The sequence below is a fragment of the Mesorhizobium sp. BR115XR7A genome (assembly GCF_020165315.1).
Lineage (GTDB): Bacteria > Pseudomonadota > Alphaproteobacteria > Rhizobiales > Rhizobiaceae > Mesorhizobium > Mesorhizobium australicum.
Map to the genome: position 1 here is coordinate 1 of NZ_JAIUHW010000020.1, position 13,354 is coordinate 13,354.

10 protein-coding genes and 2 pseudogenes are annotated in these 13,354 nt (G+C 58.7%); 10 read left to right on the forward strand and 2 right to left on the reverse strand.

From position 1 onward, the window contains the following. Positions 1–587: 587 nt before the first annotated feature. Positions 588–738 (reverse strand): annotated as a pseudogene (locus tag LB557_RS29445) (transposase); the annotation flags it as partial. 562 nt (positions 739–1,300) lie between these two features. Here LB557_RS29445 and LB557_RS29450 point away from each other — a divergent pair. The 6 genes from LB557_RS29450 (at position 1,301) to LB557_RS29475 (ending at position 8,252) form a co-directional block, all read left to right on the forward strand. Further along, complete coding sequence (locus tag LB557_RS29450) at positions 1,301–2,893, forward strand: ABC transporter substrate-binding protein (protein WP_027033302.1); 1,593 nt, start codon at positions 1,301–1,303, stop codon at positions 2,891–2,893. Positions 2,894–2,899: 6 nt separating this feature from the next. After that, a complete protein-coding gene (locus LB557_RS29455; protein ID WP_027033303.1) occupies positions 2,900–3,841 on the forward strand; it encodes an ABC transporter permease in 942 nt (313 codons plus the stop codon). 1 nt (position 3,842) lies between these two features. Next, positions 3,843–4,718, forward strand: coding sequence for an ABC transporter permease (locus LB557_RS29460; RefSeq protein WP_027033304.1), 876 nt, complete (start codon positions 3,843–3,845; stop codon positions 4,716–4,718). 1 nt (position 4,719) lies between these two features. Further along, positions 4,720–5,727, forward strand: a complete 1,008-nt coding sequence (locus LB557_RS29465; RefSeq protein ID WP_027033305.1) for an ABC transporter ATP-binding protein — start codon at positions 4,720–4,722, stop codon at positions 5,725–5,727. Then, positions 5,724–6,755 (forward strand): ABC transporter ATP-binding protein, encoded by a 1,032-nt coding sequence (locus tag LB557_RS29470; protein ID WP_027033306.1) that lies wholly within the window; start codon positions 5,724–5,726, stop codon positions 6,753–6,755. The genes LB557_RS29465 and LB557_RS29470 overlap by 4 nt, the downstream gene beginning before the upstream one ends. Positions 6,756–6,848: 93 nt before the next feature. Next, a complete protein-coding gene (locus tag LB557_RS29475) occupies positions 6,849–8,252 on the forward strand; it encodes a CapA family protein (RefSeq protein WP_027033307.1) in 1,404 nt (467 codons plus the stop codon). A gap of 58 nt (positions 8,253–8,310) precedes the next feature. Here LB557_RS29475 and LB557_RS29480 read toward each other — a convergent pair. After that, a pseudogene (locus LB557_RS29480) lies at positions 8,311–8,436 on the reverse strand (IS5/IS1182 family transposase); the annotation flags it as partial. A gap of 88 nt (positions 8,437–8,524) precedes the next feature. On the opposite strand from LB557_RS29480, the gene LB557_RS29485 reads away from it, so the two are divergent. The 4 genes from LB557_RS29485 to LB557_RS29500 all read left to right on the forward strand — a co-directional run bounded on the left by LB557_RS29485 (position 8,525) and on the right by LB557_RS29500 (position 13,342). After that, entirely contained in the window at positions 8,525–9,220 is a 696-nt protein-coding gene (locus LB557_RS29485) for an antitoxin Xre/MbcA/ParS toxin-binding domain-containing protein (protein WP_080680404.1), read from the forward strand. A 382-nt stretch (positions 9,221–9,602) separates the two neighbouring features. After that, complete coding sequence (locus tag LB557_RS29490; protein WP_027033308.1) at positions 9,603–10,712, forward strand: porin; 1,110 nt, start codon at positions 9,603–9,605, stop codon at positions 10,710–10,712. Between the two features lie 533 nt (positions 10,713–11,245). Next, positions 11,246–11,563: a hypothetical protein gene (locus LB557_RS29495; RefSeq protein ID WP_027033309.1), complete on the forward strand. Its 318-nt coding sequence runs from the start codon at positions 11,246–11,248 to the stop codon at positions 11,561–11,563. Positions 11,564–11,920: 357 nt separating this feature from the next. After that, on the forward strand, positions 11,921–13,342 hold the full coding sequence (locus tag LB557_RS29500; RefSeq protein ID WP_027033310.1) for an amidase: 1,422 nt from the start codon (positions 11,921–11,923) through the stop codon (positions 13,340–13,342). The last annotated feature ends 12 nt before the right edge of the window (positions 13,343–13,354 follow it).

Consider the following 13,354-nt stretch of genomic DNA (forward strand, 5'->3'; position numbering starts at 1 on the left):
CCAAGACACTGAGCCGCTTTCACGTATAGCAGACTGATACTCCTGTGGCCTTCAACCAAGATGAGCGCGCTTCTTGCCATTGGCTGTTGACTCCGACCTTGGGTTCTGTGCGGCAGTCCGTGCATAAATTGGCATCAGCTTTTGTTAGCTGTGCGTGACTTCAGACGTTGCGGTGAAGGTACCATTGTCAGCGATCTGCGGTCGTGAAGATTCTGTAAAATAGTTTAAAGGACCTTTTGCCACATGTAGTTTGGGGATGTGGTACGAAGCGTCTTGATGAATTTCGGAGGGAGCAAGGCCTGGCCTGCTCCGGCGCGCAGCCGCCATCCCTTTGGCAATGGAGCCTGCCCGGGACTCACATTGGGGACGTGAGATCGGCAAGCTCGGTCATGTCAAACTTAAAACCCTTCGTTAAGCTAGCCGCCTTGATGCACGGCGATGAGGTTTTGGCGGCCTGAAGCGGCGATGTGGTCGCTGTTGGGCGCTTTTCCGCGATCCTCGTCAGGCGCCGGCGATGATCCGTCGTGATGGCAAGTGGTTTGCAGGTTGCGGTCGGCGGATTCGTTTCGGGCGTCTGCGCCCCATCGTTATGTCGCGAGCCGCGGAATGCGATCGAGGACGATGCGCAGGATGCGTTGGTCGGGGCAGGATGTCGGCAGGTGCAGGCGGATTTGCGTCTTCATCTCGATCACCCGCGCAGCGGATCTTGATGATGCGCAAACGCAGCGTGTCGAATTGGGCGACGCCAAGCTGGAGCGTTTCCGCATCGCAGCGCGCAGGCCGGGCGCCCGCATCCTCTCCGTAAAGCGGCTGTGGCCGCGCGAACGGATGTAATACAGACCGGGCGATACCCCGAGCGAAATTCCGGCCTCATGGCGGGCCTGCGGCTATCTAAAAACCAGATGACCTCGATACACACACTGAATTTGACCCAAGCCTATCGGCAACTGAAAATCCACCGACAAACCAAATAGAAAACAACCGCAAATCGGAGGAGACGATGAGCTTATTTGGTGAACAGGCGCATCAATGTTGGCTAGTTGCCGTCGGCGTGCGGTCATCCGTAGCCCGACGGGCTTCGGCGTGATCCTCGGACAAGATGCGAACGTTGATCGACTGTGGTGACGGCTGAAAGGTGACCATTGAACCTAATGTGACGTCGTTCTGCGCCGAGGCCGGGATCAAAGTTACGGCAGGCGCCCGACGAGGATCCGATCGACAACGTCGAACTGCGGAAAACCGCTCCATCCAGCAGATAGGCGCGGATCGTTGCGCCAATAACTTAAGAGGGGAATGAAACATGATAATCACTCGACGCGAAATCATAAAGGCGGGTTTGGCCGCCGGTACGGCTATGTCGATCCCATCGGTCCTGCGGGCGCAGACCGCGCCAACCGCAGCGCGGACGGTCCGGATGGTCATGGGTGACCTCAGTGTGTTCGATCCGGTCGTTACGACGGCTAGCGTCACCTTCAACCATTGCTTAGCGATTTACGACACGTTGTTCGGCGCTGATTCCAAGTTTATGCCGCAGCCGCAGATGGTGAGCAAGTGGAACGTTTCCGACGACAAGAAGACCTACACGTTCGAGCTCAGAGATGGCTTGGGCTGGCACGACGGCTCCCCCGTCACCGCGGCGGACTGTGTGGCCTCAATCCGTCGGTGGGGCCAGGTGGCTCCCGGCGGGCAATTGCTCATGGCGCGGGCCAGGGATATCTCGAAAAAGGACGACAAGACCTTCACGATCGCGCTTCAGGAACCGCTGGGGATTCTACTCGACCTCCTGGGTTTCCAAGGCCCATTCATCATGCGCGAGAAAGACGCGAACCTTTCCCCCACGGAGCAGGTGACTGCGAACATCGGATCGGGGCCCTTTAAGTTCAATCAGGCTCTTGCGAAGCCGGGCGCCAGCTTTACCTACGATCGCAGTGACAAATACGTGCCACGTAACGAACCTGCCGACGGATTGGCCGGCGGGAAGGTCGCGAAGGTCGATCGCGTCATCTGGGAGAATATTGGCAATCAGCAGACTGCGTTGGCGGCCTTGCAAGCAGGTGAGATTGATTTCGTTGGGACGCCGCCAGTCGATCTTTTCCCGGTGATTGAGAGCGATCCCAACCTTGAACTGCAGGTTCTGGACAAGACGGGCCAAGATATGTTCCTGCGTATAAACTGTCTGCAAAAGCCGTTCGACAACGTCAAGGCGCGCCAAGCGCTGCTGCACCTGGTCGATCAGGAGGCAATTATGCGCGCCGCTTTCGGTGACCCAAAATACTTCCGATCCGTCACTTCGATGTTTGGAAACGAAACGCCAGCGTCCAACGACGAAAATACAGGATGGCACAAGACAGGCGGCGACCCGGAAAAGGCCAGGCAACTGTTCAAGGAGGCCGGATATGCCGGCGAGAAGGTCGTCATTCTCGATCCGACTGACTGGCGCGAAGCCGACAATGCCTCGCAGATACTGGTGGCGGCGCTGCAGAAGATTGGGATCAATGCCGAACTTGCGCCGAGCGACTGGGGCGGGCTTGTCGCGCGCCGCGCGAACAAGGGCCCCGTTGAGGACGGCGGCTGGAGCCTCTTCATGTCGTCCGAAGCTGAATGGATCCGCGGCAATGTCGTTACCGCAGTCACCCTATCCATGAATGGCGAAAAAGGTTGGTTCGGCTGGCCGCAGAACGACGAATATGAAACTCTCCGGGTCAAATGGGCAGATGTCGAAACGCTTGAAGAGCGCAAGGCCCTGGCCCGCAAGATGCAGCGGATATGGTGGGACTATGTCCCCGAGGTTCTGTTGGGTCAATATGTCACCCCAATCGCGCGCCGCCAGACCCTCACGGACCTCATCAGCATGCCGGAGCTCATCCCGATATGGAATATGCAGAAGGCCTGAGACACGATGGCCGCCTATATCCTTCGCAGAATGGTGTCGACCATCGCCGTTATGGCGATGGTCGGGGTATTCGTTTTCCTGCTTCTCAGGCTGGCGCCGGGCGACCCGGCGGCCATGATCGCCGGTAGGTTGGCCACGGCGGAGATGATCGCCGGCATCCGCGAAAAAATGGGCCTGAATGATCCTATGCCGGTTCAGTTCATACGTTGGGTGCGCGACATGCTCGGTGGAGATTTCGGGACCTCGATCTTTGCCGGGCGACCGGTTCTCGAGCTGATCTCGCAGCGGCTTGAACCGACCCTTTCGCTGTCAATCCTGACGATGATCCTTTCGGTCATGGTCGGAGTCTCTTTCGGCATCCTTGCCTCGTGGCGAACGGGCGGGCTCGTCGACCGCTTCCTCGCGGCCTTTTCGGCACTTGGTTATTCCGTCCCGGTCTTTGTCATCGGCTATTTTCTCATATACTTCTTCGCGATCAGGACACACTGGCTACCGGTCCAGGGATATGCGCCGATCGATGGTGGCCTCGGGCCTTGGTTTGTACACCTGATCCTGCCCACCGTGGCATTAGGCATTGGCTACATTGCATTCATCGCCCGGGTTACGCGGGCCAGCATGCTTGAGGTTCTGTCGGAAGACTATATGCGAACGGCCGCCGCCAAGGGCGCTTCGTCCTATGCCATCCTCTTCCACCATGCCTTGAGGAATGCCGGCGTCCCGATCCTGACCGTCATCGGCATAAGCTTCGCCTATCTGATCGGCGGAGTCGTCCTCACGGAAACGGTGTTCAACATACCCGGTATCGGTCGTCTGGTCGTCGATGCGATCAACAACCGAGACTACCCCATCATTCAGAGTGTGCTCATCCTGACTTCGGGTCTGTATGTCCTAATCAACCTCACAGTCGATCTGGCTTACACCTTAATCGATCCCCGTATCCGGTACTGATATGACGATTTTATCAGTTGAATACGTCCCTACGGGCCGCCTGCGAATATCTGACCTTCCCCGTTTGGCAAAGCGTCATCCGCTGGTCATTGCAGGCGGCGGTCTGTTGGCGCTTCTGATCATCCTGGCGCTCGCTGCCCCACTTTACGCCGGGAATCCGGTGAACATGGATCCGTTCAAGCGCCTCCAGCCGCCTTCCGCCGAAATGTGGCTTGGGAGCGACAATCTGGGCCGGGATGTGTTTGCGCGGACGGTGTTCGGCGCCCGAATCTCACTCATGGTCGGATTGATGTCGGCGGCGTGCGCGGCCATGACCGGGCTCCTGATCGGAATCATCGCCGGCTACAGCCGTAGCTTCGACAACGTCGTCATGAGGGTCATGGACGGCCTGATGTCGATCCCGACGATTCTGCTAGCGATTGCGCTCATTTCTCTGACAGGCCCCGGGATCGGCATCCTCATCATCGCCATCGCGATCCCCGAGACGCCAACCGTCGCGCGGCTGGTTCGTTCGGTGGTTCTGGGTGTTCGCGAGCGTCCCTATGTGGAGGCCGCGCTCTGCGGCGGCGCGCGCCTGCCGAGGGTGCTGTGGCGACATATCCTCCCGAGCACCATTCCGGCGCTAATGGTCCAGGGTGCCACTGTCTGCGCCAGTGCGATTATGACGGAGGCGGCACTGAGCTTCCTCGGCGCGGGCGTGCCGCCCGAGATTCCAAGTTGGGGCAACATGATCGCCAATTCGCGCTTGTACCTCGCCATCGCGCCATTGACAATCTTCGCCCCCGGTATCTGCCTTGCCGTCACGGTCCTTGCCGTCAACCTGCTCGGCGACGGCCTGCGCGACCTGTTCGACCCCCGCGCCAAACGGAGGCGCTAACATGCGGATACATCAAACCGCAGGGAACGATGTGCTTCTCGATGTCCGAAATCTGGAAACGCACTTTTACGGCGAAGAGAGCGTCACACGTGCCCTGGGCGGCATCAGCTTCCAGGTGAAAAAAGGCGAAACGCTCGGCGTCGTCGGCGAATCCGGATGCGGGAAGAGCGTCACCGCTCTCTCCATCCTTCGCCTGCTGCCGAAGCTGACAGCCAGGACTGTCGCCGGCGAGATCCGCTTTCACGGACGCGATCTTCTCGAGTTGTCCCATCGGGAGATGCGAAAGATCCGCGGCGACCAGATCGCCATGATCTTCCAGGAGCCGATGACGAGCCTGAACCCGGTCTATACGGTCGGCCACCAGATCGCCGAGGTGGTCCAGATCCACACGAAAGGCCCCCGCTCGGTGGCGATGGCAAAGGCCGAAGAGATGCTTCGTCTGGTTCGCATCGCGGACCCCGAGCGTCGCGTCAACAACTATCCGCATGAAATGTCGGGCGGCATGCGTCAGCGCGCCATGATCGCAATGGCCCTTGCCTGCTCGCCGGAACTGTTGATCGCCGACGAGCCGACCACGGCGCTTGACGTCACTATTCAGGCGCAGATTTTGCGGCTCATCCTCGATCTGAAAGAGCGCATGGGAACGGCAGTGATGTTCATCACACATGATCTGGGCGTTGTGGCCGAGACATGCCAACGCGTGATTGTTATGTATGCTGGCCGAATCGTAGAGCAGGCCAACGTCATCGATTTGTTTGCGCGTCCCGCGCATCCCTACACCCAGGGCCTCATGCGCTCGGTACCTGATCCGCGGCGCGGCCGACAGCGCCGCCTTCCGGAAATTCCCGGCATTGTCCCAAGTCTTCGCGAGCCCATTGTCGGGTGCAGTTTTGCGCCTCGCTGCCCGTTCGCGATCGATATTTGTCGCGAGAGGACACCCGTTCTTGATGATGTCAGGCCGGGCCACGCCGCGGCTTGCTGGCGCGCCGAAGAGGTGATGGGCGCATGAGCGATCCTTTGCTGAAAGTCGAGAATCTGACCAAGCATTATCCGCTTGGGGCGGGATACCTGAAGAAGACCATCCCAGTGATCCGGGCGGTGGAGGATGTATCCTTCACCGTTGATGCGGGCGAGACGCTTTGCATCGTCGGGGAATCCGGCTGCGGCAAGTCGACCGTGGCGCGGCTCTTGATGCGACTTGTGGAGCCTACCGGCGGGCGCGTGCTGATTGAAGGAACCGACATTGCTGGCCTCAAGAAGGACGCGCTTCGCGCTTGGCGGCGTCGTATGCAGATGGTCTTTCAGGATCCTTACTCGTCGCTGAATCCGCGCCTCACGGCCGGGCAAATCATCACCGAACCGGTCGAGAATTTTGAGCGCCTCAGCCGGAAGCAGCGTCAGGCGCTTGCCGCGGACCTTCTGCGAAAAGTCGGAATGTCGCCTGAGATGATGCACAGGCTGCCATCCGAATTGTCGGGCGGTCAGCGCCAGCGGCTCGGCATTGCACGAGCGCTGGCTCTTGAGCCCTCGCTGATCATCGCCGACGAGGCGGTCTCGGCTCTGGACGTCTCCGTGCAGGCACAGATCTTGAACCTTCTTCTGGATCTCCAGCAGAAGATGGGCATTGCCTTCGTCTTCATCTCGCATGACCTCGGCGTCGTGGAGCATATCGCGCATCGCGTTGCCGTCATGTACCTGGGCCGGATCGTGGAACTCGCCCCGAGCGAGGCGCTCTTCGCGAAACCGGTCCATCCCTACACCGAGGCGCTGATCGCGGCAGCGCCGGTGCCGGATCCGACGCGGGTTCGGCTGGAGGCGCCCGTCGAGGGCGAGGTGCCAAGTCCGATCAACCCTCCGAGCGGATGCGCGTTCCATCCGCGCTGCCCGCTTGCGGTCGAGCGGTGCCGCATCGAAGTGCCGCCCTTAGTACCGATGGCAGACGGGCGCATCGTGGCCTGTCATGTGCGCGCTCCGGCTACAGGCATGCCGCACCTAGCGCGTGCCTCGACCAATTCGTCGTTCACCCCTATGGCATAGCGCATACGTATTCACCCCAGCAAACATACCGAGCGCACGCGACACGAAGCCGAGGTCGTGCCAAGTGAAAGTAGAGAGATAGAGGATAAATTTATGGAGAAACATTTACACGAGAATGGTCGTTATCCGGTGCGACGGGCTGACGGCTATGATGCGATCGGCTCAACCGAAACAAACGTTGCGGACGGCTTCACGATGGTGGCAGTTGGAGACCTCATCGTCTCGCGAGCGCTGACTAATGGCCACCATCCCGGCTTTGGCGACATTGTCAAGATTCTTTGTAATGCCGATGTTACATTCGGCAACATGGAAACCCTGATCTTCGATATCCGATCGTTCAAGGGAAGTCCGGAGGCTGAGCACGGCGGTGCGTATCACATCAGCGTACCGGAACTGGGACCTGATTTGAAGGCGATGGGGTTCAACATCGTCGGTCGCGCGAACAACCACACACTTGACTGGGGTCTTGAAGGCATGCGCGAGACGAGCCGGGTGCTGGATGAGAGCGGTATCGTCCATGCAGGTGCGGGCGAGAATCTCGCACAAGCTGGCGCCGCTCGCTTTTTGGAAACCGCACGCGGTCGCGCGGCATTGGTGTCATTGGCTACAACGTTCGCGCCTATGGCTCGAGCGTGCGATCCCGCTGGCGAGGCTCCCGGCAGACCAGGGCTTAATGCCCTTCGTTTGGCCCAAAGCATCGTCGTGCCGCCGGAGATGCTTGAGAGTTTGAGGCGGGTACGTGATGCGTTGCCAGGCTACAAGGCGGGCGAAACGGATCCAAGCCGGGTCATGGTCGGTGGGGCAACATATAAGACAGGCAACAAGGCCGGCTACAGCTACGAAGCAGACCAGCGCGATGTCGCCGACATTCTACGAAACGTTCGCCGGGGCAAGCAGTTTTCCGACTTCTGCATTGTCACGAACCACGCTCACGAGCCTGGGGGGTGGAGCCAGGAACCGGCTGATTACGAACAATCGTTTGCGCACCAAATAATTGATGCCGGAGCGGACGCATACGTCGGACACGGGCCGCATCTGTTGCGAGGCATCGAGATCTACAAGGGCCGCCCGATATTTTATAGCTTGGGGAATTTCTTTTACGACGACCTCCGGACGCCCGCCGGGGCGGACATGTTCGAAGCTTACGGAAAAGACCCACGAGTCGATACAGATGCCGAGGTGACAGTTGACGAGGAGGCGAAAGGGTACCCGATTGGGGAAGGGCTGTTCTATGCGGCGCTCTCGGCCCCAGTGTATTATGAGAGTGTTGTCACCGTCAGCCGCTTCGAACAGAACCACCTTGCTGAATTACGTCTTTATCCCATCGAGCTCGGTTTTTCGAATAGGTTTGCCAACCGGGGCGTCCCCCAGCTCGCCCCCACAACCCAAGCAAAAGCTATTCTGGAGCGCCTAAAGAACCTCTCGAAGCCATTTGGGACCGAGATCGTCATCGAGAACAACGTTGGAGTGATCAGATTGAGTCCGACTTCGCCGTGATTACTCGGCTGGGCTGCGGCATCTAGTTCTGTCCTCTATTCCGAACGCTCAGAGTCGGTCAATGGCTGATTCTGCGCATCAAAAGACTGCCCACGGCTGCGTGGATCATGGCTTCGGAGACGTCGATGCGTCGTTCGTGGTCGCGCACGAGGCGGCGCCTGTGTGTGAGCCAGCCGAAGGCTCGGCCTCGCGTCTCTTGTCCATAAGCCCAAAATCGCAATTCGATCGCGCAGGCAATCAACCGGACTCTTACGCGGCAGGGGGAGCCACACATGATAAAATCATCTGATTTTGCAAATGAACCTCGCCAGGACGAGCTTTCAAGCTTGGTTGCAAAAGAGGTCCAGCGCGTTCTGGCTCAGCACCAAGAGGTTATGAAGGGAAGGAGTTCAATCTCATCGCACGTGGGGAATGGCAATATCGCTGCTCCCGATTTGCTTTCGGATTGCGAACAAGCGATTCATGACGATTTGACAGCCTTGGCCTCCAAGTTTGTTCACGGGCTCGCAGCCGAAGCAGCGCGACGTTTCGATGCCAGCGCTCGCGAGACGCCACCGCTCACAGCGCAAACCAAAGGCGCGCATGGGTCCGCAGTTTTAAAAGGGCCTGATCAGCAAAGCAATAGCTTGCGCATTGAAGACTGGGCAGGCGCGGTTGCAGGGCCCACCTTTCTGGAAGAACACTTCGGCATACCGCGGTCGACATTGCATTGGTGGCAACGGCACAACGACGTGGTCGCATTGCGGAAGGGCGCGCGCAAGCATGTGTTTCCCTTAGCTCAGTTCATCGATGGCAGGCCAGCGCCAGGGATACGACAAGTGCTCTCCTTGATCGCCAATCCCAGACCGGCGTGGCTTTGGCTGACCTCCCCTTCACCTCGGCTTGATGGCCGAATTCCCATAGAGATGCTCCGGCAAGATCTGGCTGCAGAAGTCATCTGTGCTGCACGAGACTTTTCCTCAACATGAAGTCCAGCTGACGAAACCAGCTGCAAATCAGTGCACCGCGTTGCGAGCCTGTGAAAGCCCAATTGCGGGTCGCGCACGCCACTACGCACCTGAGCAATCTATTTTGCAATCTCGTGCAACCTGTACAGCCTGTGTTGTTTGTATAGTTTGCACGAATTGTACAGTATATATCTGATTGTACGTGACATAATCGCAACGGTTGTTATACATAGATCTGCGCTGCTCAGCATATACCTTGCATTATTCACAATCACGAATAGCGTCAAACTCCGAGGAAGCAGCGCGATGCGCACTTTTTCGATCGTGGGGATGGGGAGGGATGCTGTCTTTCGGCAATGAAGATGCCCTGGCCCTTTTTTTAATCTTTTGAGTGGAGATCAAAATGAATATCAAGAGCCTTCTTCTCGGCTCCGCTGCCGGCTTGGCCGCAGTCACCGGCGCACGCGCGGCCGATGCCATCACCGTCGCCGAGCCGGAACCCGCTGAATACGTCAAGATCTGCGACGTCTACGGCGCTGGCTACTTCTACATCCCCGGCACCGAAACCTGCCTGCGCATCGGTGGCTATGTCCGCTGGGACGCGTCAGCTGGCCAGGAAGGTTCGTTCAACGAACGTCGTGCTGTCGACCATGAGGACGGCAGCATCAACGATACCTGGCACAAGAAGGCCCGCCTCTCGCTGAGGACCTGGACTGGTCAGGAAACAGAGCTCGGGACCTTGAAGACCTACACTGAAACCAAATTCAACTACTCTGACGGCAGTAACAGCAGTTCCCTGAACTTTGCCTGGATTCAACTCGGCGGGCTGCGTGTCGGTAAAGACGAATCGGCCTTCGATACGTTCATCGGCTACGCCGGAGACGTCATCAACGATTCGCTGGTTCCTTATGGGGATTTCGACACCAACGTCGTCCAGTACTATTTCGACGCCGGCAACGGCTTCTCGGCCGTGGTCTCCCTCGAAGAAGGCTCTGGCGTGGTCGGTACGATCGACAGCTACGTTCCGCATGTCGTTGGCGGCGTGAAGTATACGCAGGGCTGGGGCGCCATCACTGGCGTCGTTGCTTATGACAGCAACTACGAAGAGGTGGCCGGCAAGGTTCGCTTGGACGTGACAGCGACCGAGGCGCTATCGCTATTCATTATGGCGGGCTACGGTACGGACGACAATCTCAACGACCCTACCTATGCGATCCCTGCCGGCGACCGCGGCTTCTACAAGCAGTGGGGCGGCAACTGGGCAATCTGGGGCGGCGGCACCTACACCGTCAACGAGAAGACTGCGTTCAACCTCCAGGTGTCATATGATGAGGCCAAAGAATTTGGCCTTGCGGCGAACGTCGCCTACAAGATCGTCCCGGGTCTCACGATCACGGCCGAAGTTGACTGGGCTCATAACGACCACGACAGCAATGGTTACAACTGGACCGGCATCCCCGCCGGCAAGAGCAACGCCGTCGGCGGCATCCTCCGCTTCCAACGGTCGTTCTGACGGATCGAAGGATTGGATCATAGCGCTCGTCGCATAAGATTGCGAGCGCTAGACTCGCTCGTCCAGCCGGGGTTGGCTTAGCGGGATACCCAAAAAGGCTTTCGGCGGCTCCTTCCAAAGTGCTTAGGTCCGCACCTCCGGGATCGAAGCCTGCCGCCGATGCGAAGGGCGCCCTTGACCAAGGCGCCCTTCAATCTAATGCACGTCGCTCAAAAGTGGCTTCGGTTTTGAGAAAACGACATGCATGGAAACAAAGGCTTGAAGCGCGTCGCATGAGTGCGTTTCGACGAGACGCGCTTTAGAGCGTCGAGCATGAGGCGAGCCCCGTTTCAGAGGCTATTGCGGTTGAGTTGCGGAGGGTCAGGTTGATCGTGGCTGGACCGGTGACGCCGGAGCGGTTGCAAGCAACGCCAGGAAGAAGGCAAACAAAAGCCTCAGCCAGTTGAGCAAGAGGCTGAAGACGATATGGGGCGAGCGGCGAGGGTGTGGCATCCTTCGGCGCTCCAAGAACATCCAGCAGAAGGAGCGTCTCCATGTCGCAATCTTTTGACGCGAGCCGGTCCCTTGCCGCTCTCAAACAGGATAACACGATCATCGCCGTCATCGAAATGAGCAAGGCGAAGTGGCGGGTCGCCGCGCTTGTTCGGGGTCTCAAGCGCCAGCCGCTCAAGAAGCTCGATGCCGACGCGCCAGCACTGTTGAAGCTGCTGCAGCGCTGGCGCGACGAAGCCGGCCGGGCCGGGCACACGGTCAAGCGGATCGCCGTCGCCTATGAGGCGGCGGCGGTGGTCCCGCCGTCGCGTTCGATGGATGACAACCTCGCGGCTCGCGTTAACCGGGCGCACACCTGAAGCACCTGCTTGACGATGTCGGGCGGGTTCTGTTCAACCTCGTCCGTGTGGCGGGCTCTCGCTTATGTGGCTTCGACAGTCGCAATGTCGACAGCGCCCCATCTGGCTTCTAGATGACAACAATATACAAATTGCGTTTGACGCAAGCCGCGTGGCGATTAAGCTTGATTAATGAACACACCTAAATGGCCATGTCGAATGCCCATAAGGTCCATAGTTTTGAAATAGCAGATGCCGGGTATCGAGATTTTCTTCGAACTGTAAGAAGGAAGCAAAGCCGAGCAACCTTCACCACGATATATTTGAGGTTTGTTGAAGGTACCGATTCAACAATAAATATTCAGAGAGATGAGATTAATGAACTCTGAGACAATGGGCTTTACACCAGCCGTAGAGCTGGCTGAACTTGTCAGAAGCAAAAAGATTTCGCCTGTGGAGTATATGCGCACGCTACTGGCTCGCATTACTGAGCTGGAGCCCAAGATAAACGCCTTCGCTTACTTAGCGGCAGATCACGCTATGGATGAGGCGAAAAAGGCGGAAGGCGCGCTGATGAGCGGTGGGCGGATCGGACGGTTGCACGGCGTGCCTGTCACGATCAAAGATCACTCGATCACCAAGGACATGCCGACACAGCACGGCAGCAAGATCTACGCCGGGCATCAGCCGACCGAGGATGCGCCGCTCGTCCAGCGCCTGCGCGCAGAGGGCGCGATCATCATCGGCAAGACCACCGTGCCTGAGATGGGCTGGACCGGCGTCTCGCGCAGCCCACTCACCGGCATTACGAGCAATCCGTGGAAGCTCGGCTACAACGCCGGCGCTTCATCGGCTGGCGCAGGCGCTGCGGCTGCGGCAGGCTACGGTCCGCTGCACCAAGGCAGCGACGGCGCAGGATCGATCCGCATGCCCGCGCATTTCTGCGGCATCTACGGATTGAAACCAAGTTTCGGGCGTATTCCGAACTATCCGGTCCCCGGCAGTGACATGACGACCCACAACGGGCCTATGACACGAACTGTGGCCGACGCCGCGCTGATGACTGAAGTCATGGCCGGTCCGCATTCTCTCGATCATACGACGCTGGAGGCGGGGCCTGCCAGCTATCTGGGCCGCATGCACGAAGGCATAAAGGGCAGGCGGATCGCCTACAGCCCCGATCTGGGTTTTGCCCGTGTCGATCCGGAAGTCGCGGAACTGGTGAAGGCCGCCGCGGCACGCTTTACCGAACTTGGTGCAGTTGTCGAGGAAGTACCCACCCCGTGGGCGAAGGACGGACCGGAACTGATCCGGTTCTTCTGGTCTGCGCACCTGACCGGCCTAGCACAATACCTCCCGAAATGGGAAGCGGAGATGGATCCTGGGCTCGTCGCTTGCATTAAGCACTCTGAGAACGTCTCCGTCGCGCGCTACCAGGAGATGCGCTATCGGAAGATGACCTACGTCGCGAACATCCATCGCTGGTTCCAAGATTGGGACTTGCTATTGACACCGTCCGCTTCAGTCGCCGCTTTCCAAGCCGACAAGCTGATGCCCGATCATTGGCCGACGCATGCTTGGGACTGGATCATGTGGGCGGAGTTCTCCTACCCGTTCAACATGTCATGGAACCCGGCTGCAAGCGTCCCGTGCGGCTTTACTCCGGCAGGCCTACCGGTGGGACTGCAGATCGTCGGCAAACGTTTCGACGATCTGGGCGTGTTGCAGGCCTCGGCGGCGTTCGAACAGCTGCAGCCTTGGAAGGACAAGCGTCCGCGGCTCTCAACCAAAAATATGTAACTTGCCCACTGT

Excerpts from the sequence above, each read along its gene's own strand:
- LB557_RS29460 (WP_027033304.1), top strand. The coding sequence starts at position 3,843 with ATGACGATTTTATCAGTTGAATACGTCCCTACGGGCCGCCTGCGAATA.
- LB557_RS29465 (WP_027033305.1), top strand. The coding sequence starts at position 4,720 with ATGCGGATACATCAAACCGCAGGGAACGATGTGCTTCTCGATGTCCGA.
- LB557_RS29490 (WP_027033308.1), top strand. The coding sequence starts at position 9,603 with ATGAATATCAAGAGCCTTCTTCTCGGCTCCGCTGCCGGCTTGGCCGCA.
- LB557_RS29495 (WP_027033309.1), top strand. The coding sequence starts at position 11,246 with ATGTCGCAATCTTTTGACGCGAGCCGGTCCCTTGCCGCTCTCAAACAG.
- LB557_RS29450 (WP_027033302.1), top strand. The coding sequence starts at position 1,301 with ATGATAATCACTCGACGCGAAATCATAAAGGCGGGTTTGGCCGCCGGT.
- LB557_RS29470 (WP_027033306.1), top strand. The coding sequence starts at position 5,724 with ATGAGCGATCCTTTGCTGAAAGTCGAGAATCTGACCAAGCATTATCCG.
- LB557_RS29485 (WP_080680404.1), top strand. The coding sequence starts at position 8,525 with ATGATAAAATCATCTGATTTTGCAAATGAACCTCGCCAGGACGAGCTT.
- LB557_RS29500 (WP_027033310.1), top strand. The coding sequence starts at position 11,921 with ATGAACTCTGAGACAATGGGCTTTACACCAGCCGTAGAGCTGGCTGAA.
- LB557_RS29475 (WP_027033307.1), top strand. The coding sequence starts at position 6,849 with ATGGAGAAACATTTACACGAGAATGGTCGTTATCCGGTGCGACGGGCT.
- LB557_RS29455 (WP_027033303.1), top strand. The coding sequence starts at position 2,900 with ATGGCCGCCTATATCCTTCGCAGAATGGTGTCGACCATCGCCGTTATG.